Here is a 23,673-nt window from a genome sequence, read left to right as displayed (position 1 = left end):
AAAGATTTTGGTTTTTTTTAATTTTTTCCTATAGAATTTCCTACCCAAAAACCTGTACTGAAACAAGCTTGCAAAAGATAACCTCCAGTTGGAGCTTCCCAATCAATCATTTCTCCGGCGCAATAAATATTTGGAAATTTTTTCAGTTCTAGGTTTTCAGTTAATTCAGAAAAAGCAACGCCGCCCGAAGTGGAAATCACTTCATCAATCGGGCGAAAACTTAAAATTTCTATGGGAAATTTCTTAATTGTTTTTGCAAGATTTTCAATATCCAAATAACTTTCTTTATCTAAAGTTTTTAAAAGATTAAGTGCAGTTGTAGAGAGTTTTATTTTCTTTTTTAATATTGGACTAATTTTTTCTGAACCTTTTAATTGTTGTAAAATTTCAGCTTCGGATAAGTTTGGTTTTAAATCTAAATTTATAATTAAAGGAAAATTTTGTTTTCTTGTAAAACGATTCATAAAATAAATTGGACTTCCTTCGATGCCGTATTTTGTGAAAACTATTTCGCCAATTTTCTCAATATTTTCAAAAGAAACTTTTATGTTTTTTAAATATTGTCCTTGCAATTGATGTAGAAATTTCTGAGTATTATAACCAGAATTTGCAGATTCTAAAGGTGTAATTTTAATATTTTTTGATTTAAAATATTCCACCCATTTTGCATCAGAGCCTGTTTTTTTCCAGCTTCCACCGCCCATTGCAAGAATTAATTTTGAATAATTTAGTTTTAAATCTGTGGTATTATTTTTTAAATAAACATAAGATTCATCGAAATTTAAAAATGTGTGATTGTAATAAATTTCAACGCCGAGTTTTTCTAAATAATCTAACCAAGCTTTTAAAACTTGGATAGGTTTAAAATTCTTTGTTGGAAATATTTTTCCAGAACTTCCGACGTACGTTGTAATTCCAAGTTTTGAAAGCCATTCAACTACTCTTTTATTATCAAAATTTCTGACGATATTTTGAATTTCTATAGATTCATATTTTTCTAAAAACGTTTGGATTTCTTCGCTGTGCGTCAAATTGAAACCACCATTTCCGGCAACTAAAAATTTTCTAGCGGATGCTTTATTTTGCTCAAAAACTTGCACTTTAAAACCTTTTTCCGCTAAAATTTGTGCAGAAATTAAACCAGCTGGACCTGCTCCAATAACGATAATTTTGTGGTTTTGCATTATACTTCAAAAGTAGGGATTTTGTTTTCTGGAAATATTATTCTTTCCAATCTTTGCATGGATTTAGTGTTAAATTGGAGTTGTAATATTTTTGGTCAGATGTAACTTCTCGGTCAATCCAATCGGGAAGTTTGAAATTTTCATCTTCGCTTTTAAGCTCAATTTCCGCGATAATTAATCCTTCATTTTCATCTAAAAATTCATCAATTTCCCATAATTTGTTTTCAAAATTAATTATATATCTAATTTTTGAAAGTTCAGAAACTGCAAAATAGTCTAATAATTCTTCGGCTTCTTTTAATGGAATTTCATATTCATATTCTGTGCGAGTTGCACCGATGGAAATCCCTTTGATGGTTAAAAATCCTTTCTCAGAGGTTTGACGAACACGAATTGTTTTATTCGGATCAGTGAATAAATAACCTTGCCGAAATAATTCTCCAGTTGGTTTTTTTTCTTTTTGCCATTTATTTTTATCGACTAAAAATTTTCTTTCAATTTCTGTGGGCATTTTTAATAAAATTTATTTCAATTCTCAATCTCAATTCCATATTGCTCCAAAAGTCCTGCAATTCCTGAAATTGAGAATTTTGCTTTTTTAATTTGGTTTATTTCTGGGTTTAAAGAATAATTGTAAGAAGTTCTAAAATCTGCTTTTTCCAGAATCGTATTTTGAAAAACTGCCCTTTTGAAATCACAATTATCAAAAATAGAACCTGTTAAATCACTTTCAGTAAAGTCCACTTCTTGCATTTGTGAATTTTTAAAAATGGTTTTTTTAATTTTAGTTTGGTAAAAAGAGGAATGATTGAGATTACAAAAATCAAAATTAATGGCAAGTCCGAATTGATTACAATCTCCGAATTGAAGTCCTAACATTTTGCATTCTTTAAATTTAATATCTCTGAATGCAGTTTGATGAAGTTTTGCTAAACTTAAATTACATGAAATAAATTCATATTCCAGAAATTTTATTTCAGATAAATTGGCATTAGAAAAATCACAAGTTTGAAAAGTACAGTTTTCGTATTCGCCTTTTGGTAATGGATTTTGTGTAAAATCTGTTTTATTGAAAGTTCTATTTTCTGTGAAAGTTTTCTGCATTTTTAAAAATAATCTAATTGGATTTTTTAAAACGCATCATTGCAATATCGCCAATTAACAAGACTAATTTTCCTTCAGAATCTTTTGCACTACTTTCAGCAACAAAAACTATAGATTCATTATTTTGAAATCTTTCGTTTAGAAATTTTTCTGCCGCTTGCAAATCTGATTTTTTCTTGTAAAAAATTCTGTATTTATCAAATAATTTTGAAAGTTCTTTAATATCGTTTCTTTGGATTTCTCTTATATTCATTAGTTTATAGTAATTTTAAATCAAATAATTACTTAAAATTTTATATGAAGATTGATTCTTAAAGAAAGCTTTCCGAAAATCTTTCAAAATGACAAGTGTAACCATCTGGATTTTTCACTAAATAATCTTGATGATGAGGTTCCGCTTCCCAAAATTTTGAATAAGGTTCTAAAGTTGTTGCGACTTCACCGTCCCATTTTTTGGAAGTATTTACAATTTTTATAACTTCTTCTGCTTCAGATTTCTCTTCTTCATTTTGAAAAAATATTGCAGAACGGTAACTGGATCCAATGTCGTTTCCTTGTCGGTCAACTGTTGTGGGATTGTGAATTCTAAAAAAATAATCTAATATTTTTTTAAATGAAGTTTCGTTTGGATCATAAGTTAATTCAATTCCTTCTGCGTGACCAGGATGATATTTGTAAGTTGGGTTTTCGTTTTCCCCACCAATGTAACCTACTTCCGTGTTTTTAATTCCGGGTTGATTACGGAAAAGATCTTCCATTCCCCAAAAACAACCTCCTGCAATGTAGGCTTTTTTATAATTGTTCATATTTATATATTTTATTTTTTAAAATTGAAGTTTTGAATCTGCAAAATGATTGCCAAATAAACGCTTTTTTCACTTTTTATTTTAAGAATTATTTTCAAGTTTTTAGGATATTATCTGCGTCGCCTCTTGGTATGTCGCACTAATTTTTGTCCACGAATCAACATTTTATAACTGCTTCTTTTTAAGGAAATGTTTGGATGTTTCATTTCGTGGCTTTCCGTTGCACGTTTGTAAGTTGAAAGAATATCGTGATAAGAAATAATTCCCACCACAATATCATTTTCTACAACTGGTAAAACATCGGCGTTTTCTTTTGCCATCGTTTCAGCTGCAATTAATAAGGAATCATTTAAATTAACAGTTGCATAATTTCCTTTAATTAATGTTCCAATTTTATCTTCTGGTGAATTGTTTGTACTAAATAAAGTTAGAAAACTAACAATTCCTTTGTATTCTCCATCTTGATCTGAAACAACAAGATAATTTGGTTTTGAATCTTTTTTTAAATTTATTTTCTCTTTTACAATTTGAATGGTTTCATTTTCATTAATTGTTGTTCCGATATCATTTACTACTTTTTTTACCGTTAAAGTTTCTAGTAAATCTGGTTCGTAAGAAACGGGAGTCTTCACGCCACGACGTGCAATTTTTTCTGTCATAATGGTGTTTTCCATAATGAAAAATGAAACAATATAAGCAGCGAGACAACAAGCAAGTAATGGCAGTAAAGCGTGAGACTGCGCCGTAGTTTCTAATGCAAAAATAATTGAAGTTAATAATGCTCTAGAAGAACCTGCAAACATTGCAGCCATTCCAACTAAAGCTGCAAGTGGAAGTGAAATTCCAGAATCGGGAAATAGAAATATAATTGCCATTCCTAATAATATTCCCACTGCACCGCCAATTGTTAATAAAGGTGCTAAAGTTCCACCAGAAGTTCCACTTCCAAGAGCGATTGCCCAAGAAATAAATTTTAAAAAACACAAAGACAAAACTGCGGAAAGTGCTAAATTCCCTGAAAGAATATTGGTGATATTTTCATAACCAACACCTAAAGTTTCTGGCGCAAAATAACCAACTATTCCAACGGCGAGTCCACCAATTGCAGGCCACCACATAAAATGAATTGGTAATTTTTCAAATCCTTCTTCTACTAAATAAACAATTTTACTTACACCGACGGATAAAACACCGATGATAATTCCCATAATACTGTAAGCAAGAAGTGCGTAATTACTGGGAATTGCAATCGCTGCCATTTCAAAAACTGGATTTGGACCAAAAAGAAAATGATGTCCTGCAGCTCCAGTTATACAAGCAATTGCAACCGGAATTATAGAACGTGCAGAAAATTCAAATAATAATAATTCTATGGCGAGAAAAATTGCAGCAATTGGACTTCCAAAAATTGCGGCCATACCTGCAGTTGCACCTGCAGCTAATAAAACTTTCCTTTCATTATCTGAAATCTTTAAAATTTGACCAAGAGTAGAACCTAAAGCGGCGCCAGTTGCTATAATTGGACCTTCCGCACCAAAAGGACCACCTGTTCCGATTGCAACTGCGGAAGAAAGTGGTTTTAAATAAGTAATCGTTGGTTTTATTTTGCTTTCATTGGTGAGAATTTGTTCCATCGCTTCTGGAATTCCGTGACCACGAATGGCTTTTGAACCGTAAAGAACCATTAAACCAACTATTAATCCCCCAATTGCAGGAACAAATATGACGAAAATTCCAAGCGTATTATGAACGGGCGTTACATGATCTGTGGAAAATTCACCGTAAAAAGAAATATCGGTTAATAAATAAACGAGCATCATTAAAAATTTCGCGATAAAACTTACTGCAATTCCTAAGGCGAATGCAAGTGCAGAAATAATTAGAATTCTTTTTTTATTTTCTCCTTTTCTAGGTTCAAAATGTTCCGCCAATAAAGTCGGGTTTAATGAAGGAGAAATTGGAATTCCATTGTGTAACAAGTCGTTTTTTTTCATTTTGAATTCGGTCGCATCATAAACTAATTTGCGAATTCCAAATTTACGGAACTATCATTAATTATTACAAATTTTCAAATCTTTTTAAACTATTACTCTAATTCTATTTCAAAAAAACAAACATCCGCGTTGTGATAATGCAATGGTAATTCTGAAAAGTTTTTTAGTTTGCGCATTCCAAGAAAATCAAAACCGCAACTTTTGTAATGATTAATTAGCTTATCATTTTGTCCACAAGTATCCATTCTAACGAATTTCTTGCGGTGTTTTTTAGCATAATCAATTGACCAATCCACAATAATTTTTACAAAATTGCTTCCTCTAAAATCAGGGTTAGTCGCAATTCTGTGAATGAAAATTGAATCGTTTTTATCTTTCTCTTCCCAAATTTGCGCATCATTAAAAGTGATTGCCCAAATGCAAGCGATTTTTCCATCAATTAAAATCTTAAATTGTCTGTTTTCTTTTATTTCAGTTTTAATTAAATCTTGGTCAAAGACAGGCCAAATATTTCCACGGAATTTTATTTTCTGAAATTCCGTTGCCAATTGATATAATCTGAAAATTTCTGAAATATCTTCTGGATTACTTGTCTCTATTGTCATTTTAAAGTGAATAATTATTTTTGATTCATTGTTTTTAACTTACAATTATGTAACATAAAAATCCAATATACAAGATTATTTGTAATTAAAAAAACCACCAAAAAGGTGGTTTAAGTTTTAAGCGTTTTGTTTAGCTACCTTTTTTTCTATGGCTTTGTTCATTTTGCAGTCTTTCATATCCATTTTGCAATCTTTCATTTTCATTTCGCAATCTTTCTTCATCATTTTAGTGTCTTTCTTAGTATCGCTGGTTTTTGCCATTTTTTTATTGTCCATTTTGCACTCTTTTTTATCTTTTCCAACGCAACAATCTTTCTTCGGCGTTTGTTGTGCAAAAGTGAAAGTAAAAGCACTTAATGCTAAAATTGAAATTATTTTTTTCATATGTAGATTTTTATTGTTTTTTTAAGGTCATATAGAATCGCCTTAATTTTCATTTGTGTTTGTTTGCAAACTTAGAAATGGCGATTTCATATTGAGTAATTTTTATTAAGTGTTAATGACAATCAAATATAAACATAATTTTATAATGACAAAATGTTTTAAATTAGGATTTAATCACCCATGAAAACCGTAGTTTATGGTTATATTTGCAGATATTTTTTAAACTTAATTATTCTAATTGTTTATGTCCGAAACGCTTTATAATCCATTTGAAGATTTAATTTTCGATGAACATTTTTGCTTTCTTACAGGCGTTTTAACTACTGAAAAGATGACTGTTTTCCCAGAATGGTTAATGAATCATTTTAAATTTGGTGAAGACAGAATTGAGATGATGGATAAAACCAAATCTTACAATTATTCTGATTTAAAATTGCCTTGTTCTGCGGAAGTAAAAAAAGCTTTTGACGATTTGGATGTGAAAATTCAAATTGCTTATAAAAATGGTTTTGAAGGCATGAATTCGCTTGATGAGGAATTAATTTTTCTTTGGACAGGAAGAATGGTTTATGGACTTTTGTATTATGAAATGGTTTATGAAAGCAATCGTTTGAGAAAAATGGGACAAGAATTTGTGCTTTCAGATTCTTTAAAAAAACGTTTCGGTTACTTTCATTTGATGTTGCAATCCATTGTAAAACCCATCACTTTTGTGGGTAAAAAACCTTGGACAATTGTTGTGTTTCCACTCAAATATTCTGCGGATATTTTTAGTTTTCGCGATGACGCTATTAATTTATTATTTTCTTTTGGTGTGAATGGTTTTGGTTTTATCGCTTGTTTGCAAGATAATGGTGTGATTGGAGAAAAGCAAAAAGAGATTTTAGAAAAAATGAAAGATCACGTTTTACATCCAATTCAGTTTGAAGAATTGTACGCAAGATTCCATTATTCTGATTATATTTTGAATTATGCGCCCAAATATAAAGTTGAAAATCAAGAAGGAAAAATAACGATTGAAATTGCTAATAATGAGCAAGAACCGCAGTTTGGTTTTTGGGACGAAGATGTTTTTTCACAATTACTTTCCAATTATTGGCAAGTTTACGGCATAGGAAAAAAGGAAATTCTTCAGTTTCAAAAACCTATTTTAAGCTATTTAGAAAACCCTTATTCCAAAGATTTTATTGAGCCAGAAAGTATTAATTTGCCCTTTTAAATAAGTATATGAGTTCAAAATTAATATAACTACGAGCTTTTAATTTTTAATTATTTCATCGCAAATTTCTAACGCTTTTTCTTTTTTCATATAAAAATTGTGTTCTTCTTTTTTATAAATTTTAGGTTGTAGATTAAGCTGATTAAACCAAGAATTATTAGGTTTATAATAATCGTTTTCTCCATAGATTAGATTAATGCTACAATTAGGTTTTTGGTTTTCATATCTTAATCTTGTAGAAGAAACTGCAATTAATTCTTTTATTTCCAAACCTTCACAGGCAGTTTTCCAAGCAATAAATCCGCCGATGCTAAAACCTAAAACAGAACTATTTCCTTTTTCTTCTTTAAGTAAATTTTGCACGGCTTTGTCAATTCCACCATTAATAAATTGTTGATGAATATTTTCCTCTGAATAATCTGTTAAATTGATTTCTCCTAGTTCACAACAATCGTAATATTTTATTTCAAAATTGGATTTTAAAATTGTAGTGTAATTTGCAATCCAATCCGATTTTTTTGAGCCCCATAAATCAGATAAGATGATTAATTTTTCCATTTTGCAAAATCGCGTTTTATTAAAACCTAAAGTTGTTTGGTTTTTTAAAAGTCTTAAAATATTAAAGCCTCGAAATTAAAGATAAAACTTTTTAATTAATTTATTTATAGATTGAAGATTAAGTGTTGATGGGATTTTAAACTTTAATAAATTTTCAAACTTTGGCAAAGATGGTAATAATCTCAAGCACTTTCAAGGATAAGAAGAATTTTCTAAACTTTGCCAAAGTTCCAAACTTTGGCAAAGTTGGTTTCTTTACAACGGAACTGTTTACTGAGAACTTAATTGTTTTCAACAAAAAAAAGTCCCACCGAAGCAGGACTAAAGATTTTCATCTACGGCATATAGCCTTATTGTGATAAGATTAAAGATTAGAATAAAATTATCTTGCAACAAATATAGTAATAATTTGAAAATATTATTACAAATCAATTAGTTTTTTCACTAATTTTAAAAATCTTAAAAAAACTAAGTAATTATGGCAAAAATATTAGGATTGGATTTAGGAACAAACTCAATTGGATGGGCGATTGTTGATGATCTGAAGGGTACCATTATCGGAATGGGAAGTCGGATTTTTCCCATGGGAGTTGATAATTTAGGCGAAGGTGAAGGACGAGAAATGTCAAAAAGTGCAAGTAGAACTGGAGCGAGAGGTGTAAGACGACAATTCTTTAGAAGAAGATTAAGAAAGCAAGTTTTATTAAAAGCGCTTTCAGAAAATGATATGTGTCCTTTAGATTCTGTGGATTTTAAAGAATGGAAAGAAGTGAAAAAATTCCCAGAAGGAAAATTGGCATCTTGGTTTTCTTTGAATCCTTATGTTTTGCGAAAAAAAGCATTAACAGAGGAACTTTCCTTAGAAGATCTTGGTAGAATATTTTATCATTTAATTCAACGACGAGGATTTTTAAGTAACAGCAGAAAAGGCGGAAGTGATGATGGTGCAATTTTTAAAGGAAATCCAAAGGAGGGAAAAATAGGAATTACAGAAACTCAAGAACATATTGAAGATAAAACTTTAGGCGCTTATTTATCTGAAATTTATCCGAAAGAAAATGAACCTTTTAAAGAGGGTTTAGAAAGAATTCGAAATAGGTATACAACTCGTAAAATGTATGTTGATGAATTTGAATTAATTTGGGAAAAGCAAAAGCAGTTTCATTCTAATTTAAATGATGATTTAAAAGCTTTGTTTGGCGGTAGAAAATTGGATGGTTACAAAGAAGATGGCATTTTATTTCATCAAAGACCACTGCGTTCGCAAAAACATCTGGTTGGTTTCTGTTCTTTTGAAAATGAAGTAAAGGATGAAAATGGGAAATATATTAGAAAAGGAAAAACTAAATGCCCAATAAGTGCAATTCCATTTGAACAATTCCGAGTGTGGCAATGGGTAAACACGGTAGAGATTAATGGAAAGAAGATTTTAAAGGAAGAAAAAGAGAAAATTGTAGAATTTTTATACGCTAATGAAAAGCCTGAATTTAAAAAAATTAGAAAAGTAATTGGTAAAGAAAGTGCGGAATTCAAATTCAATTATAAAGATGAAGATAAAATCGTTGGAACACACACGATTTCAAATTTATCAAACAAAAAATATTTCGGTAAAAAGTGGTTTGATTTTTCTGAAAAAGAACAGGAAGATATTTGGCACGTTTTGTATTTTTTTGATAGTAAATCTAATGTAAAAGAATATGCATTAAAGCATTGGAATTTCACAGAAGAACAAGCGGTAAGTATTTCTAAATTTAATGTTAAAGATGGCTATTCAAGTTTAAGTAGAAAAGCAATTCTGAATATATTGCCGTTTCTAAAAATGGGTTATACTTATGATGTTGCAGTAGTTTTAGGCGGAATTAAAAATGTTTTCGGTGCTGATTGGTATCAATTATCTGATGAAAAGAGATATTTTTTCTATGATAATATTTTTGAAATAGTTCGGTCTAAAAACAAAGGTGGATTTATTGAAATTGTAAAAGATATTTTAAGAAGAGATTATCAAATTTCAGAAAAGCAATTAAAGAAATTGTACCATCATTCCGCCGCAATTGAAGTGGAAGAATTATTAGAAAAATTACCCTTAGGAAAAGAAGCGGACAAAGAAATCCAAGCCATCAGAAATCCTGTTGTAATTACTGCTTTATTTGAATTGCGAAAATTAGTCAATGAATTGATTGATGAATATGGTAATATAGACGAGATCAAAGTAGAAATGGCGCGAGATTTAAAAACATCAAAATCGCAACGCTATGAAATTAGAAAAAATAATCAAAGACTAGAGCGCGAAAATGATAGAGTAAAACAAAGACTAAATGAAGAGGGAATAAGAATTACTCACGATAATATATTGCTTTATAAACTGTGGGAAGAATGCAAAAAAACTTGTCCTTATACAGGAAAACCAATTTCTCTAACACAACTATTTTCTGGTGAAGTTCAAATAGAGCATATCCATCCTTGGAGTCGTTCTTTGAATGATAGTTTTGGAAATAAAACACTTTGTTTTGCAGATGAAAATAGAAAAAAAGGAGATAAAACACCTTTTGAATTTTATGGAGATAATGAGCAGAATTGGGCTTCAATAAAAGAACGTGCATTAAAATTATTTTCCGATACAAAGGAGTATCCTAAAGCCTATTTTAAGTTTAAACACTTTGTAAAACAAAAATTCGATGATGACTTTACTTCCCGCCAGTTAAATGATACAAGATACATCAGCAAAGAAGCCAAAAATTATTTATCTAAAATATGCAAAAAAGTAAATGTTTCACCTGGACAAGCCACTTCAAATCTTCGACATAAATGGGGATTAAATAGTATTTTGAATGATGAAAATACCAAAACAAGAGAAGACCATAGACATCATGCAATAGATGCTTTAGTAATGGCTTGTACGAAAATATCTTATGTACAAGAATTATCAAAATGGAACCGATATAATAGAAATTATGAAATGAAGAATTTTCCTTTACCGTGGGAGAGTTTTGTAAATGATGCAGATATTGCTGTTGAAAATATTTTAGTTTCTCATAAAAAAGTTTCAAATGATATTACAACTAGAACGCATATTACAGAGAAAAATGGACAGAAATATAAAAATGTAGGCGTTGCAGCAAGAGGACAATTGCACAAAGAAACTGTCTTTGGTAAGAGAGATTTTAATGGCGAAGAAGCATTTCATGTTAGGAAACCAATTGATAGTTTAAATAAATTAAAACAAGTAGAAAAAGTCGTTGATGAAACTACGAGAAAATTAATTTTTAAGAGAATACAAATAAGACTTTCGGAATTAAACAATGAATTAATGTTGTCGTCAGATAGCAAAATATCAAAAGAAATTCAAAAAGAAATTGATAACTATGACAATGGTATAATTCCTACTAAAACATTTTTCACCATTGATGAAAACGGAAGTAAAATACCGGAAATTTTTATGCCTAATAAAAACGGAGATCCAGTTCCAATATTAAAAGTAAGAATGCGTGAAAATTTTAGCGGAGCAGAAAAACTAAAAGATGACCTGAACCAATGGGTGAACCCAAGAAATAACCATCATGTTTTAATTTATAAAGACGAAAGTGGAAATTTAAAAGAAGATGTCGTTACATTTTGGACGGTTGTAGAACGGAAAAGACAAGGTTTTCCAATTTATCAATTACCAACACACGGCAAAGAAATAGTTACAACTTTACACATTAACGATATGTTTTTGTTAGGATTGGATGAAGATGAAATCAATTGGGAAAATCCAAATTATAATCATCTGAAAAACCATTTGTATAGAGTCCAGAAATTAACTTCAGGAGATTATTTTTTTAGAAAACATTTATCATCCACAGTTACTGATGATGCTTATAAGCAAATCAGAGGTTTTGGAGAAGGGAAAACGGGCTGGTTCACTTTCAATCCAATAAAAGTAAAAATTTCAGTTTCAGGTAAAACTTTTAAAATTTAAATTTTAGAAAAGTTCTTTGACATACAGTTTTTCAGAGGTCATAAGCAACCAAACCACAACGGAAAATCGTCCCGATTTTCTGCAACGGATTTTCCGTTGTGGTTTGATTAAAGATTAGAAAAGACGATATTTCCGGTAATAACGTGAATTGGATAGTTTCAGTTGTGGTTTGATTAAAGATTAGAAAAGACGATATTTATATACTTTTTATGTATCTTTACACCATAGTTGTGGTTTGATTAAAGATTAGAAAAGACGATATTTTCGCCCTAGTATAGAAAGGATTATTTAATGTTGTGGTTTGATTAAAGATTAGAAAAGACGATATTATGGTCAATGAAATCAATTAATGTTTTTACGTTGTGGTTTGATTAAAGATTAGAAAAGATGATATTCGACACGGTTCAAAGCCAAATCGATATTGCGTTGTGGTTTGATTAAAGATTAGAAAAGACGATATTCTTAAATTTATTATTATGAAAACACTAAACGTTGTGGTTTGATTAAAGATTAGAAAAGACGATATTATAATCAACTAACTCTTGTCCATTATTATCGTTGTGGTTTGATTAAAGATTAGAAAAGACGATATTTAAGTCATAATATTGGTCCCACGCGCGTGTGTTGTGGTTTGATTAAAGATTAGAAAAGACGATATTTACAAAGAAATTTTACCACTTGTAGAAGTAGTTGTGGTTTGATTAAAGATTAGAAAAGACGATATTCTTTGTACATTTCCGATAGTTCCATGAATGGTTGTGGTTTGATTAAAGATTAGAAAAGACGATATTTATATACTGGATTCAATATAGAAGTGAGTGTTGTGGTTTGATTAAAGATTAGAAAAGACGATATTAAACAGAATTTGCAGGAACTTTTGATATTGGTTGTGGTTTGATTAAAGATTAGAAAAGACGATATTGTTTTGATGCAAGACTTTTTACAGGTATTAGTTGTGGTTTGATTAAAGATTAGAAAAGACGATATTGAACTTCTTAATGGAACTGCTATTTCATTAGTTGTGGTTTGATTAAAGATTAGAAAAGACGATATTTAAACAAATATGAGTTAGAATATGAGCAGGTTGTGGTTTGATTAAAGATTAGAAAAGACGATATTTTATTAAATTAATTTGTTGGTAGACTAACCGTTGTGGTTTGATTAAAGATTAGAAAAGACGATATTGCGGTGGCTTATTTTCATTGTGCCAATCTTGTTGTGGTTTGATTAAAGATTAGAAAAGACGATATTTAGTAACGAAAGGGTATGAACCCCCATTATGTTGTGGTTTGATTAAAGATTAGAAAAGACGATATTTAAATGCTTGACTTCCTAAACAAGTGAAATGTTGTGGTTTGATTAAAGATTAGAAAAGACGATATTCAATTGAAATGGTTGTAACTGTAGAGACTGTTGTGGTTTGATTAAAGATTAGAAAAGACGATATTAAACCAATCCATTTCTAAAGTTATTTTTATGTTGTGGTTTGATTAAAGATTAGAAAAGACGATATTCCATTCAATTATATCGTAATGACACGCCAAGTTGTGGTTTGATTAAAGATTAGAAAAGACGATATTTTCGCTCTTTGATTTAATCAATGCATCGGTGTTGTGGTTTGATTAAAGATTAGAAAAGACGATATTGAAGACAACCACGAAATGTGGCGCACTTGTGTTGTGGTTTGATTAAAGATTAGAAAAGACGATATTGTAATCTTTGGTCGAAATAATCTAAGTAATGTTGTGGTTTGATTAAAGATTAGAAAAGACGATATTGGCGGCGCTTCACGCATGTCGCCTTCCTCTGTTGTGGTTTGATTAAAGATTAGAAAAGACGATATTATAAAAGACTAAATAATGTGGTTTGAACCCGTTGTGGTTTGATTAAAGATTAGAAAAGACGATATTTTATTAACTGGCGTTTACAACGGTCTTATGTTGTGGTTTGATTAAAGATTAGAAAAGACGATATTAAATCATTTTTATTAAATGCTTGACTACCTGTTGTGGTTTGATTAAAGATTAGAAAAGACGATATTCTTTAGTCACAATAACTGCAGATCCAAAAGGTTGTGGTTTGATTAAAGATTAGAAAAGACGATATTCAGGAAGATACAACGAGCAGCCAAAGAATTGTTGTGGTTTGATTAAAGATTAGAAAAGACGATATTAGTTGGCTCGCTACCTTCTAGTAATCAACAAATTAAATAGAAATGTCGTTCTAAAAAATGCTTCTTTTTTGCACAGATAAAGCAAGATTGAAGCATTTTTTTATTCCTAAAATAATTCCAATTGCACAGGTCCCGGTGGTTTTGGGACTTCCGCTTTGCCCCAAAAATTCATAATATTTCCAAATTGTTTATCCGTAATGCGCAAAACACTCACTTTTCCAAAAGGCGGAAGTAATAACTTTACCCGTTTTTCATGTACATCTGCACTTTCACTACTCGCACAATGGCGCATATAAACAGAAAATTGCATCATATTAAAACCGTCTTTCAATAAATTGGTTCTAAATTTAGACGCGTTGTGTCTGTCTTTTTTCGTTTCGGTTGGTAAATCAAAAAACACAAAAATCCACATAATTCGATAGCCGTTTAATTCCATAATTTTGGAAAATTAATTTTTTTCTTTTCACCTGTAAAGCATTGTTGCAGCGAACTGGTAGTTTTTTGCAAACCCACCATTAAAGGGCTTTTCTCATCATTAAAATAAACGGTTTGTGTTAGAATTTTTAATAATTCTACTTTTACACCAGTTGTTAAATCTTGCCCTTCATTTCGTTCTACCAATTCAAAAACTTTTTCATCTACCAAAGGTCTAAATGGTTCCATCATATCATCCGCCAATGCATACGCGTTATATTTATTTCTGTGGTGAATTCCCAAAGTATTTAGAAGTCCGCTTCCAGAAAGTGCTCTCGCCGTAGCAGCGCGTAAAATAGCGTAACCGTAGTTTAGAAAATTATTGGGAAAATCACCAAAACGCTCTCGTTTAAATTGTAAAATACTATTTTCAAAAAATGCGCGCCAGTAAAGATTAGCTGCAACGCCTTCCATATTAGAAGTATCACCACTCAAAACCCGCGAGGCTAAAAAAGGGTGAGAATTGCTTTCACCAGTTATTTTTTCTAACAATAATCCTTGGTTCGTAATTTTTTCTACCACAGTTTGTTGCCACAGTTGTTTTTTAAGTGGCAACGAAGCTTCCATTTGGACGCGGAAAATCTCTTGTTGAATATGATGGCTGTTCAAGTTTAGAAACATTCCATTTGGCAAATGATTATTTCCGCAAATGATAATTGCAGCGTTATTTTCAATCAATAAATTCATTGCAGGAATACTTAAAAAAACTTGGGGATGATCCACCACCAAATATCCAATATCTTCCGCTGGAATCGTGCTTTCCCGCAATTCTGTTTTGATAACTAATTGTAAATTTTTAGTACTTACCGAAGTTTTATTTTCTAATAAAATAGTTTTCTTGAGCATAATTTTTTAAATTAAATTATTATCTAAGTTACTAATTTTCAGTATATAATGAATTTTTGTATTATTTTTAAACTATATTTTTAGTCATTTTACTCCTTACTTTAAATTTTATACTAACAATTTCAAACATTAAATAAATTATATTGACAACTTAATTAAAATACCAAAACAATATTTATTTGTAACTTTACTAAACAGCGTATCCCTTTCAAGTTCAGTCTTTCTTCGTTAATTCTCCATAACAAGTCCATAATAAGTCCATATCAAGTCCATAAAGTATATAGTTAAACAATGCTTTTAGTGTAGATTTATAATGTATCTTTGTACTACATATCCTTTAGAATGCCACTGTAAAATATTTCTTTAAAAAGACAAAAAATGGCTAGAATTTTAAAAAACGGACAACTTAGCGGTGTAGTGAGTAATCTGGTCTTTGTGCAAAAGGGCACAACTCAGTACATAAGAAGCAAACCCGCAAAAGTAAAACAAAACGCCAAAACCAAAGCAGCCGCCTCGGTTTTTGGATGGATAAGCGCAAAAGATAAATTGTACAGACAACTTTTGCTTGAAAAATTTCCCTTAATAAAGGACAACCGTTATGCGGCGCGACACCGCGCGAGAATGGGCAAAACTTTGGTTACTCCCTCTCTTTCTTTACCAAAATCCAATCCGTCGGTCTTTCAAAATCCAGAAGCTTTGATGGGTTTTGATTTTAATAATGATTTTTTGTGGACAAAAGCCACGCAGTTTTATCCGGAATTTAGCAATAATTCTGATGAGGTTCAATGCAAAATCCCATTAATACAATGGGGAAAGCAAATAAAAGCACCAAAAAATACCATCGAAGCACAGCTGACTTTTGAAGCTTTTAGCATTAATCCAAATGCTGAAACCATGGAAATTGTGTCTTTATCAACTTGGACGGTTCATTTGTCCTTCGGACAAAATCAGGACGCCACCGATTGGAATTTTGCCGTTCCCGATTCTGCAACTTGGGTGTTGATTCTTGGCAAAGTAAGTTTTGGCGGTGGAACATCGGTATTAAGTTTAAATCAAAAAAATGCGGCTACTTATCTGTGGGCGAAAAATTTCGGAGAAGGGATAGTTTAAAATGACCTAAAGCACTTAAGGAAGCATTTAGTAAACAAATGCAACAGTTTCATTATCTGTTCTTTTGTCTTGAAACAAAAGAACCAAAAATTCAAGACTGGAAACTACGGCTAAAATTTTAAATAATTTCCTAAAATTTCCAAAACTCGGGCGGAAAGAAAGTTTTATTGTTTAATATTAATTTTTGCCGCCACTCAAACAGTGGAAATTTTTTAACGGAAATTCTTTAAAATTTATTAACGCCTCCATTTCCTAGGTCCATAAAATTGTTTTGTTATTAATTTTCAGTTAGTTAAAATTTTATTTATAAATGCTCAACAGGTATTCTTATTTTTTTTTAAATTTAAATAGAAGCTAAATCTCACGTTAAATTTTGTGCTGATTCCGTACTGTAATTTAAAAGTCATTATCTTTGTCTGACATTCAAAAACTAAAATATGAGCATTCACATTAGTGCAAAGAAAGGAGAAATTGCCAAAGTGGTTTTACAACCCGGAGATCCGTTAAGAGCGAAATACATCGCTGAAAATTTTCTCGAAAATCCACGTTTGGTCAGTCAAACCAGAGGAATTTTATATTATACTGGACTTTTTAAAGGCAAAGAAATCTCTGTCGGCGCAAGTGGAATGGGCTTCCCAAGTATCGGTATTTATTCTTTTGAATTGTACACAGAATATGATGTGGAAACCATTATCCGCATCGGAACTTGTGGCGCTTATTCCACAGAGTTAAAGGTTTTTGACTTGCTCAATATTGATAATGCCGCGAGCGAAAGCACCTACGCGAAATACGCCTGGGAAATGGAGGAGGAGTTAATGCCGCATCAAGGACAAATTTTTGATGTCATCAACGAAACAGCAATAGAATTATCTTTAAATACGAAAAGTTGCAGCGTTCACAGTAGTGATATTTTTTACCGTAAAAATCCTTCCGTTCCTACAATTGCCACGAAATACAATTGTCCTGCGGTAGAAATGGAAGCGTTCGGATTGTTTGCCAACGCACGTTATTTAGGTAAACAAGCGGCGACCATTTTAACCGTTTCAGATATTATTCCCACTGGTGAAAATATTTCTGCGGACCAAAGACAAACCGCTTTGAAACCAATGATGGAACTGGCTTTAGAAGCGGCGTGGAAAACCATATAAAGTAAATTAATGCTACAAAATAAAAGCGCTTTGCAGAAATGCAAGGCGCTTTTTTTAATAAAGAATCACAGATTATGAATTCTTGAAGGCGGTTTTTTAGCTTCCTAATTGCAACTCAAGGCTTATTTCCCAGAATTGTAAACTTTTTCCTGAGCTTTTATAACGTCGTTGGCTTTCTTTTTGTCTTCTGCCGAAAGTTTTTGGTATTGTTTTATGCCTTCGCTTGTAATTTTAGGCGCATCATTTTTATTTTTATATTTCGCGAGCAATTCTGCGGCTTCTTTGTTTTTGGGATTAGTTTTCAATGCTATAGCGAAATTTGCAGTAGCATAACCCTCTTCGTCTAAACCAAGATAGGCTTTTCCTCGCCCAACGCGGCATTCTCCTAAAGGATCGCCTTCTTCTACGCAGGCAGTGAAATATTTTACAGCTTCTTTATAATTTTTTTTATTGAGCTGCTCCTGTCCAAGACTTTGGTTGGAGACAGAAACGGTGGATTTTGAAACTACGGATTGTGCAAAGGCGCTATTTGCAAACAATAAAAAGGCCGCACTTATAGTTATTAAATTTTTCATTTTGAATAGTTGTTTCTTATTTTTATTAATGAAATGTCTGTAGATTTTACAATATTTCCTTCATCAAAATTAACTTGTATTTTATCATTAGAAAATAGGGCATTTAGCGTATTTTTATCAATTAGTTATTTTTAATTATTGTCGTGCGGCGCAAAGTCAGAAGAATTTATACTTGGTTTTAGCAATTAGAGTCAGTCGGTCTAAATCTTCGTAATTAGAAATATCAAACTCATTTTTTCTGTTAATAAGGTTAAAAAACCTTTGCTTTTCATGGATAGTTCTTCTCTTCGGCAATTCGTTTTTTAATTTGGTCTCTTAAATCAATTTTTGATCCACTAAAACTGAAAATTGTGGTTCCAAATTCCCTTGCATATTTGTTGATGATGGAGTTTGCAAGAATTGAAGTCTGGAAATAGGGAGAATTGTCTTGAAGGACATCTTTTGCATTTTCTTTTTCTGTGACTTTAATTAGATTGTCATATTTTTTGGATAAGTCAAACCAATTGATATAATCTGCATTGTAAGAAACAGCCTTCAAATTTTGGTGAGAATAAAAGTTGATGGCTCCTGCTTCTCCATAATTATCACAAATAATCAGAGTATTTTTTCTGTTTGGTAAACTTAAATAAGCACGATCCACTTTTAATGCCAATTCTTTCCAAGCCAACATATCTGCAAAATCTTGTGGTAGCAAATGGTCTTTGCCATCTTCCCATCGAAGTAAACCCAATTTTCTATAGTTTTCTGAATGTTGAACCATATATTCTGGACTTTTAATAGGAAAGGCAACATTGTAAATGGGAATAAATAACAATAGTGGAATTAATAATACGATGGGTTGTAAATATTTTTTCCACCCATGTTTTAAAATATTGGACAAATAAACAGAACCAAAAGCCAGGTAAATTGGATAAATACCAATCGCATAATAATCTTTTGCTTTAAAGTAAATAAAAGTTAATAAAGTAAAGACAATGGAATAAAAGAAAACCCGATAATTTTTAAACGGCTTGTAAAAAAGCAAAGCATAAAAAGAAGCAAATAAAACAATTAATGAGCCGACAAAAAAGAGAAGTTGGTTTTTTAAAAAATCAATTCGGTTTACATTGACCAATTGCGTTTCCGACAATTCTTTTAAATGATGAAAGATGGGGAAATTGTTTTGGTATTGCCAAATAAGATTGGGTGAAATGAGAACCAAACCCAACAAGGCAGCGAAATAAAGATGAGATTTTAAGAATAGTGTTCGCTGTTTACTTAGTAATAATGCAGGAATAAGACCAATGAATAAAAATACAATATTGTACTTATTCAAAAAACCCAAAGCAAATACAACAGCACCGATGTAGAGCCATTTTACTTTTTCGGTATTGATGAATTTGAGCAATATAAAATACACTAATGTCCAACTTAAAACATCAAAAGAGTTCGGTTGGTAAAGCATATTGATTCGTAAAAGTGCCGAAAACAAAACGCAAGTCGCGCCTAAAACTAGAGCAAAAAGATTTCCTTTTAATTCTTCACTGGCTTTCCAAACGACATACATTGTTAAAGCGCCATATAAAGCGGGAAAAAACTTAATCCAAAAAATAGAATTCCCCAATAATTGAATAATAGATGACGTCAAAGAAGTAAAAGGTGGAACAGAAAGATAACCCCACGCTAAATGATTGGCTTGATCGAGATGTAAATATTCATCGCGTTGCAGATCATATTCAGAATTTAAAAGAAAAAATTGCAGAAAAAATTTTAGTGCAATAAACGCTAATAAAATGATTGTTTTATTTCTACTATTGTTAGAATTATCTCTAAAGGTTTTTGGTTTCAATAGGCTGTTCTTTATCTGCATAAACTCCGAGACTTTAAGTTTTACATTAAATTCTTTATGATTTCTATTTCATTTATTATTTTCAATCTTTTGGCGTTTTACTGCGTTTTGACTAAAGTCCAAATGAGTGCTTTTACTTTTGTCGCTCGGAAAATGGTATTGTGTTTTTCTTTTGGTTCCGGCGAATATTTCCATTTTACATTCGGTAGGTTTTCACTTTTTAAAACATCGGCAAATTTGCTTACGATTTCTGAAGTGTCTTCTGAACCTGCAAACCAAATTCTTTTTTGATTCGGGGGAAATTTGGCTAAATATTCCTTACCCGTTTTTATTAAATATTGATCATTCCACCAAAGTGATGGGTCAAATGCAATATAATTATCAAACATATCGGGCGTTAAAAGGAAAGTTTCTACCACAAAAAGTCCTGAAGCAGATTCTCCAATAATACTTTTCGAAGCAGTTGTTCTGTAGCGTTTATTGATTTCTGGAAATAATTCTTCTTTAATAAATGCTCTAAACTTTGCCGAACCTCCCACAACCGGTGCAATTTCTTTGTCTTTTTCCACTTTTGTGGGTCCCGTTAAATCTCGTCTTCTTTCTGTATTGGCAATTCCGACCAAAATTATAGGTGGGATTTTCTTTGATTTTATAAGTTCCGCCATAGTGTTTGCGATGTGCGGAAAATCTTCATCTTTGATTCCGCCATCCGCCATATACATCACTGGAAGTGAGTCGGTTTTTGCTTTATATTCTGGTGGGGTCCAAACATTAATATGTCTAATTTCGCCTACTTGTTTGGAGTTGATGGTGAATTCATCGTGAACTGGAATAGGATCGTTGTAGATTGCTGCTTTTGAGCAACTTGTAAATAGTACAAGAATCTGAAGTAATTGTAAATAATTAAATTTCATGCTTTTAGTTTAAAGTAAAAGTAATGATTTTTTTATTTTGGTTGGAAAAATGTTTTGGGGTTTATTTTTGTTGTGGATTGCAAATCTGCAATATAGAATCCACACGATGTATCGTGTGGCTGCGAGGGTTTAAAGAGTTTTATTTTATAACGCTTTGTAACCTTTTAAAAGGTTTATAAAACTTATTAAATTTGACACTAATTTAAAAAATTACAAAATAAATAACTTTAAATTTTAAACAAATGTTATAAATATTTTTTTTATGCTACGGGCGTTTTCTGTATTCTTCCATACGTGCTTCTCTCGCAGATTTTTCATTTCTTTCTTGTTGCACTTTTCGTAAATCATAGACAATCTCGTTATATGATTTTGCAGGTTGGGTATAATTTTTCCCTGAAGATGGCGCAGAACTGGTAGTATTTTGCACATTATTATTAGAATTTTTTTCGGCCAAAACTTTTTTTCTCTCCTTACTTTGACTTATTAAAATGTCCCCCAAACTAGGCGCATTTGCGTTTTTCTGCTGCTCATATTTTTCTTTTTCCAATTTTCGTTTTTCTACTTCATTATAATTTTCTAAAAGTTCCTTTAAATTTTTCGCATAATTTGCATCACTTTCCTGATCCCACAATGGATCACAAAATGAAGTTGCAACGCCGTTTCTTACGAGATAGGCTAATCCTCCGGTTGCATATTTATTATTAAAAAGCAGCCAATAAATATAATCTCCTTCCTGTGGCAACGGCACAAGTTGAAATCCTTCAATCTTTGGCAATGTAGGTAAAGCGCTAAATTTTTTAACTAATTTTCCAGTTTCCAGATTGTGGATTTCTATTTCATTATTCGAATTATTAATTGCATAATTTTTTCCATTATCACTTACGATAATATCCGTTGCAGTGGTGTAGCCCTTTAGATATGGTATAAATTCTTTTGTCCGTACTTCTCTTGTCTTCAAATTAACGACAACTCCGTTGAAAAACAGCAGATAATTTAAATCTTTTGTAAAAACTATTGGACCATCATACCAATTAATATCTGTTCTATCAAATTTTATGTTTTTTTCATTCGGTCTTAATATTAGACCTTTACTATTTATTTAGCCGCTAAAACATCCAATTTCTCAATAGATGGTGCAGTAGCCAACAATTCAGGTGCATTTTCCATTAACGCCTTTGCAATCTTACCACCAAGATGTGCTTCTCTGCCCTCTTCATCTGAAAAAGTGTCAAAAATGCCAAATGTAGAAGCGTCAATACGGAACGCATACCATGTAATAGTACCCGTTTCTTCATTAGCAAGTGGCAATGCACTTGTGATAAAGGCTTCAACATCTTTTTCTTTTCCTGCTTTTGCTTCTAGTCGAACTAATAATCCTAATTTTTTCATGTCTTTTTATTTTTAAATTAAACCAATTTTGTTTTAACAAATGTAGCACCTTTAAACTTGTGGTGCTTTTTTATTTAGTTCAAAAACTTATGAAAAAAGGTCAAGTTTTCATCATGTTTTTTGGACTGTAACCAAATTCATTTTTAAAGGCTGTGCTAAAATTTGATAAGCTATCATAACCAAAGTCCATATAGATTTCTGATGGGGTTGCTTCATTATTAAGCAATAATTTTTTGGCTTTGTTGAGCCGTTTTAGTTGAAACCATTTTCCTGGAGACTCTTGATATAATTGTAAAAATTTCCGCTTAAAAGTAGACAGGCTCATGTTGCATAGAAAAGCAACCTCGTCAATATTCAAACTCGTGTACAGATTTTTTTCAATGACCATTTTAAAAGATAATTCTCTTTCATTGATTAATAATGAATGTAGATAAACAAAAAAACTTTGCCCATACTTATCAGCCAGATACAGCATAATTTCTTCAAATTTCAATTCCAGAATCTTTTGAGAGATTGTTTGATTCAAGCCATAAATTTGTTGAATAGAATTAATAAAATGGATAATAAAATTGTCTTTTTTGATAAGGAAATAGGGACTATTGTTCGTTGTTTTATTTAAGTCTTTTGGGTTAAATAAATGCCCATATTTCAATAAAAAATCATTAATGTTTTTTTGAGAAAAGAAAAAGAGTAGGCAACTATAACTATTTGCCCCTACAATTTCTGTTGTTAAAAAATTCCCCGATGCAAGAAGTAAGGATTGTGCAGGATTTATCGAAACGATGTCATTAGAAAAGTGAATGTCCTTTTGTCCATCCAACAAAAAACTGAATACATTTTTGTTTAGGTTAATCTTATTTTTGGAAACATGTTTATACACCTCGTAATTAGCAATTTGAAGGTCTAAAGTGTCCGTGTAGTTATTTTCAAATAAATCTTCTGGAAAATTTGTAATGTCCATAATAGTGTTGTTTTAAAAAACATTTTGGCATTCTAAATATATTAAATTTCTATTTCAAAAATCGTTTGCTCAAGTTTGGATGAAGAGGTCGTTTACCCTTGCACGTTGGGAAAAATCGTCCCAAAGGGCGATTTTTCCCAACGGAAAAAGTATTGGCGAAGTGCGGGCTAAATGGAACGAAAAGTTCAATTTATACTGAACGTAGCCGATGCTTTTTTCTTACACTAAATTACTTTTTTTTGTGGAATAAAAAAGCAGCGGCGGATAAATTTCACAAAAGTTCAGCTTGTTACTTTCCCCCGCATTTTGCCAATACAATCTTTACTTTACTTCTATAAAATTAATACCTTTAAATAAACAAGACAGAGGTGAACTAGAAATACCTTTAAAGATTAATAGTCTTCACTAACATATCAGTCCTCTGCCTTGTTTTAAAAGGTTGA

General features: G+C 31.3%; 21 protein-coding genes and 1 CRISPR repeat array. Of the genes, 4 read left to right on the top strand and 17 right to left on the bottom strand.

What is annotated here, in order from left to right:
* Nucleotides 1-17 precede the first annotated feature (17 nt).
* From ACN0WB_RS10550 to ACN0WB_RS10515, 8 genes are all read right to left on the bottom strand, one after another.
* Nucleotides 18-1,184 (bottom strand): NAD(P)/FAD-dependent oxidoreductase, encoded by a 1,167-nt coding sequence (locus ACN0WB_RS10550; protein WP_417431561.1) that lies wholly within the window; start codon nucleotides 1,182-1,184, stop codon nucleotides 18-20.
* 37 nt (nucleotides 1,185-1,221) lie between these two features.
* Nucleotides 1,222-1,695, bottom strand: a complete 474-nt coding sequence (locus tag ACN0WB_RS10545; RefSeq protein WP_417431559.1) for a CYTH domain-containing protein — start codon at nucleotides 1,693-1,695, stop codon at nucleotides 1,222-1,224.
* Nucleotides 1,696-1,712: 17 nt separating this feature from the next.
* Nucleotides 1,713-2,288: a pentapeptide repeat-containing protein gene (locus ACN0WB_RS10540; RefSeq protein WP_417431557.1), complete on the bottom strand. Its 576-nt coding sequence runs from the start codon at nucleotides 2,286-2,288 to the stop codon at nucleotides 1,713-1,715.
* Between the two features lie 13 nt (nucleotides 2,289-2,301).
* Complete coding sequence (locus ACN0WB_RS10535) at nucleotides 2,302-2,541, bottom strand: hypothetical protein (RefSeq protein ID WP_417431555.1); 240 nt, start codon at nucleotides 2,539-2,541, stop codon at nucleotides 2,302-2,304.
* A gap of 58 nt (nucleotides 2,542-2,599) precedes the next feature.
* On the bottom strand, nucleotides 2,600-3,094 hold the full coding sequence (gene msrA / locus ACN0WB_RS10530) for a peptide-methionine (S)-S-oxide reductase MsrA (protein WP_417431553.1): 495 nt from the start codon (nucleotides 3,092-3,094) through the stop codon (nucleotides 2,600-2,602).
* Nucleotides 3,095-3,204: 110 nt separating this feature from the next.
* Nucleotides 3,205-5,088: a chloride channel protein gene (locus tag ACN0WB_RS10525; protein ID WP_417431551.1), complete on the bottom strand. Its 1,884-nt coding sequence runs from the start codon at nucleotides 5,086-5,088 to the stop codon at nucleotides 3,205-3,207.
* 92 nt (nucleotides 5,089-5,180) lie between these two features.
* Nucleotides 5,181-5,693 carry a GNAT family N-acetyltransferase gene (locus ACN0WB_RS10520; RefSeq protein ID WP_417431549.1) on the bottom strand — a complete coding sequence of 171 codons (513 nt, stop codon included), beginning with the start codon at nucleotides 5,691-5,693 and terminating at the stop codon, nucleotides 5,181-5,183.
* A 117-nt stretch (nucleotides 5,694-5,810) separates the two neighbouring features.
* Nucleotides 5,811-6,077, bottom strand: coding sequence for a hypothetical protein (locus ACN0WB_RS10515; RefSeq protein ID WP_417431547.1), 267 nt, complete (start codon nucleotides 6,075-6,077; stop codon nucleotides 5,811-5,813).
* Between the two features lie 244 nt (nucleotides 6,078-6,321).
* On the opposite strand from ACN0WB_RS10515, the gene ACN0WB_RS10510 reads away from it, so the two are divergent.
* A complete protein-coding gene (locus tag ACN0WB_RS10510; RefSeq protein WP_417431545.1) occupies nucleotides 6,322-7,296 on the top strand; it encodes a hypothetical protein in 975 nt (324 codons plus the stop codon).
* A 39-nt stretch (nucleotides 7,297-7,335) separates the two neighbouring features.
* Here the strand turns inward: ACN0WB_RS10510 and ACN0WB_RS10505 are convergent, their stop codons facing one another.
* On the bottom strand, nucleotides 7,336-7,854 hold the full coding sequence (locus ACN0WB_RS10505) for an alpha/beta hydrolase (RefSeq protein ID WP_417431543.1): 519 nt from the start codon (nucleotides 7,852-7,854) through the stop codon (nucleotides 7,336-7,338).
* A gap of 478 nt (nucleotides 7,855-8,332) precedes the next feature.
* Between ACN0WB_RS10505 and cas9 the strand changes: the two genes are divergently transcribed.
* A complete protein-coding gene (gene cas9, locus ACN0WB_RS10500) occupies nucleotides 8,333-11,812 on the top strand; it encodes a type II CRISPR RNA-guided endonuclease Cas9 (RefSeq protein WP_417431541.1) in 3,480 nt (1,159 codons plus the stop codon).
* Between the two features lie 95 nt (nucleotides 11,813-11,907).
* Nucleotides 11,908-13,985: a CRISPR direct-repeat array (repeat unit 36 nt; unit sequence GTTGTGGTTTGATTAAAGATTAGAAAAGACGATATT).
* Between the two features lie 106 nt (nucleotides 13,986-14,091).
* Here the strand turns inward: cas9 and cas2 are convergent.
* Nucleotides 14,092-14,421, bottom strand: a complete 330-nt coding sequence (gene cas2 / locus ACN0WB_RS10495) for a CRISPR-associated endonuclease Cas2 (RefSeq protein WP_417431539.1) — start codon at nucleotides 14,419-14,421, stop codon at nucleotides 14,092-14,094.
* Entirely contained in the window at nucleotides 14,412-15,305 is an 894-nt protein-coding gene (gene cas1 / locus ACN0WB_RS10490; protein WP_417431537.1) for a type II CRISPR-associated endonuclease Cas1, read from the bottom strand. The genes cas2 and cas1 overlap by 10 nt, the downstream gene beginning before the upstream one ends.
* A 378-nt stretch (nucleotides 15,306-15,683) precedes the next feature.
* Between cas1 and ACN0WB_RS10485 the strand changes: the two genes are divergently transcribed.
* Entirely contained in the window at nucleotides 15,684-16,415 is a 732-nt protein-coding gene (locus ACN0WB_RS10485) for a hypothetical protein (protein WP_417431535.1), read from the top strand.
* Between the two features lie 437 nt (nucleotides 16,416-16,852).
* Nucleotides 16,853-17,563 carry a purine-nucleoside phosphorylase gene (deoD, locus tag ACN0WB_RS10480; protein WP_417431533.1) on the top strand — a complete coding sequence of 237 codons (711 nt, stop codon included), beginning with the start codon at nucleotides 16,853-16,855 and terminating at the stop codon, nucleotides 17,561-17,563.
* Between the two features lie 122 nt (nucleotides 17,564-17,685).
* On the opposite strand, the gene ACN0WB_RS10475 is transcribed toward deoD, so the two are convergent.
* The 6 genes from ACN0WB_RS10475 to ACN0WB_RS10450 all read right to left on the bottom strand — a co-directional run bounded on the left by ACN0WB_RS10475 (nucleotide 17,686) and on the right by ACN0WB_RS10450 (nucleotide 23,230).
* Nucleotides 17,686-18,138: a hypothetical protein gene (locus ACN0WB_RS10475; protein ID WP_417431531.1), complete on the bottom strand. Its 453-nt coding sequence runs from the start codon at nucleotides 18,136-18,138 to the stop codon at nucleotides 17,686-17,688.
* Between the two features lie 268 nt (nucleotides 18,139-18,406).
* Nucleotides 18,407-19,987, bottom strand: coding sequence for a glycosyltransferase family 39 protein (locus tag ACN0WB_RS10470; RefSeq protein ID WP_417431529.1), 1,581 nt, complete (start codon nucleotides 19,985-19,987; stop codon nucleotides 18,407-18,409).
* Between the two features lie 77 nt (nucleotides 19,988-20,064).
* Nucleotides 20,065-20,880, bottom strand: a complete 816-nt coding sequence (locus tag ACN0WB_RS10465) for an alpha/beta hydrolase (protein ID WP_417431527.1) — start codon at nucleotides 20,878-20,880, stop codon at nucleotides 20,065-20,067.
* A 265-nt stretch (nucleotides 20,881-21,145) separates the two neighbouring features.
* The gene (locus tag ACN0WB_RS10460; protein WP_417431525.1) at nucleotides 21,146-21,838 is read right to left on the bottom strand and encodes a hypothetical protein; all 693 of its coding nucleotides are present in this window, start codon (nucleotides 21,836-21,838) and stop codon (nucleotides 21,146-21,148) included.
* Between the two features lie 137 nt (nucleotides 21,839-21,975).
* On the bottom strand, nucleotides 21,976-22,269 hold the full coding sequence (locus ACN0WB_RS10455) for a putative quinol monooxygenase (RefSeq protein WP_065722183.1): 294 nt from the start codon (nucleotides 22,267-22,269) through the stop codon (nucleotides 21,976-21,978).
* Nucleotides 22,270-22,369: 100 nt separating this feature from the next.
* The gene (locus ACN0WB_RS10450; RefSeq protein WP_417431523.1) at nucleotides 22,370-23,230 is read right to left on the bottom strand and encodes a helix-turn-helix domain-containing protein; all 861 of its coding nucleotides are present in this window, start codon (nucleotides 23,228-23,230) and stop codon (nucleotides 22,370-22,372) included.
* Nucleotides 23,231-23,673 lie beyond the last annotated feature (443 nt).

This window comes from Halpernia sp. (assembly GCF_048269545.1).
GTDB lineage: Bacteria > Bacteroidota > Bacteroidia > Flavobacteriales > Weeksellaceae > Halpernia.
Note: the sequence above shows the minus strand (reverse complement) of the source record. Positions and strands in the feature narration are given on the sequence as shown.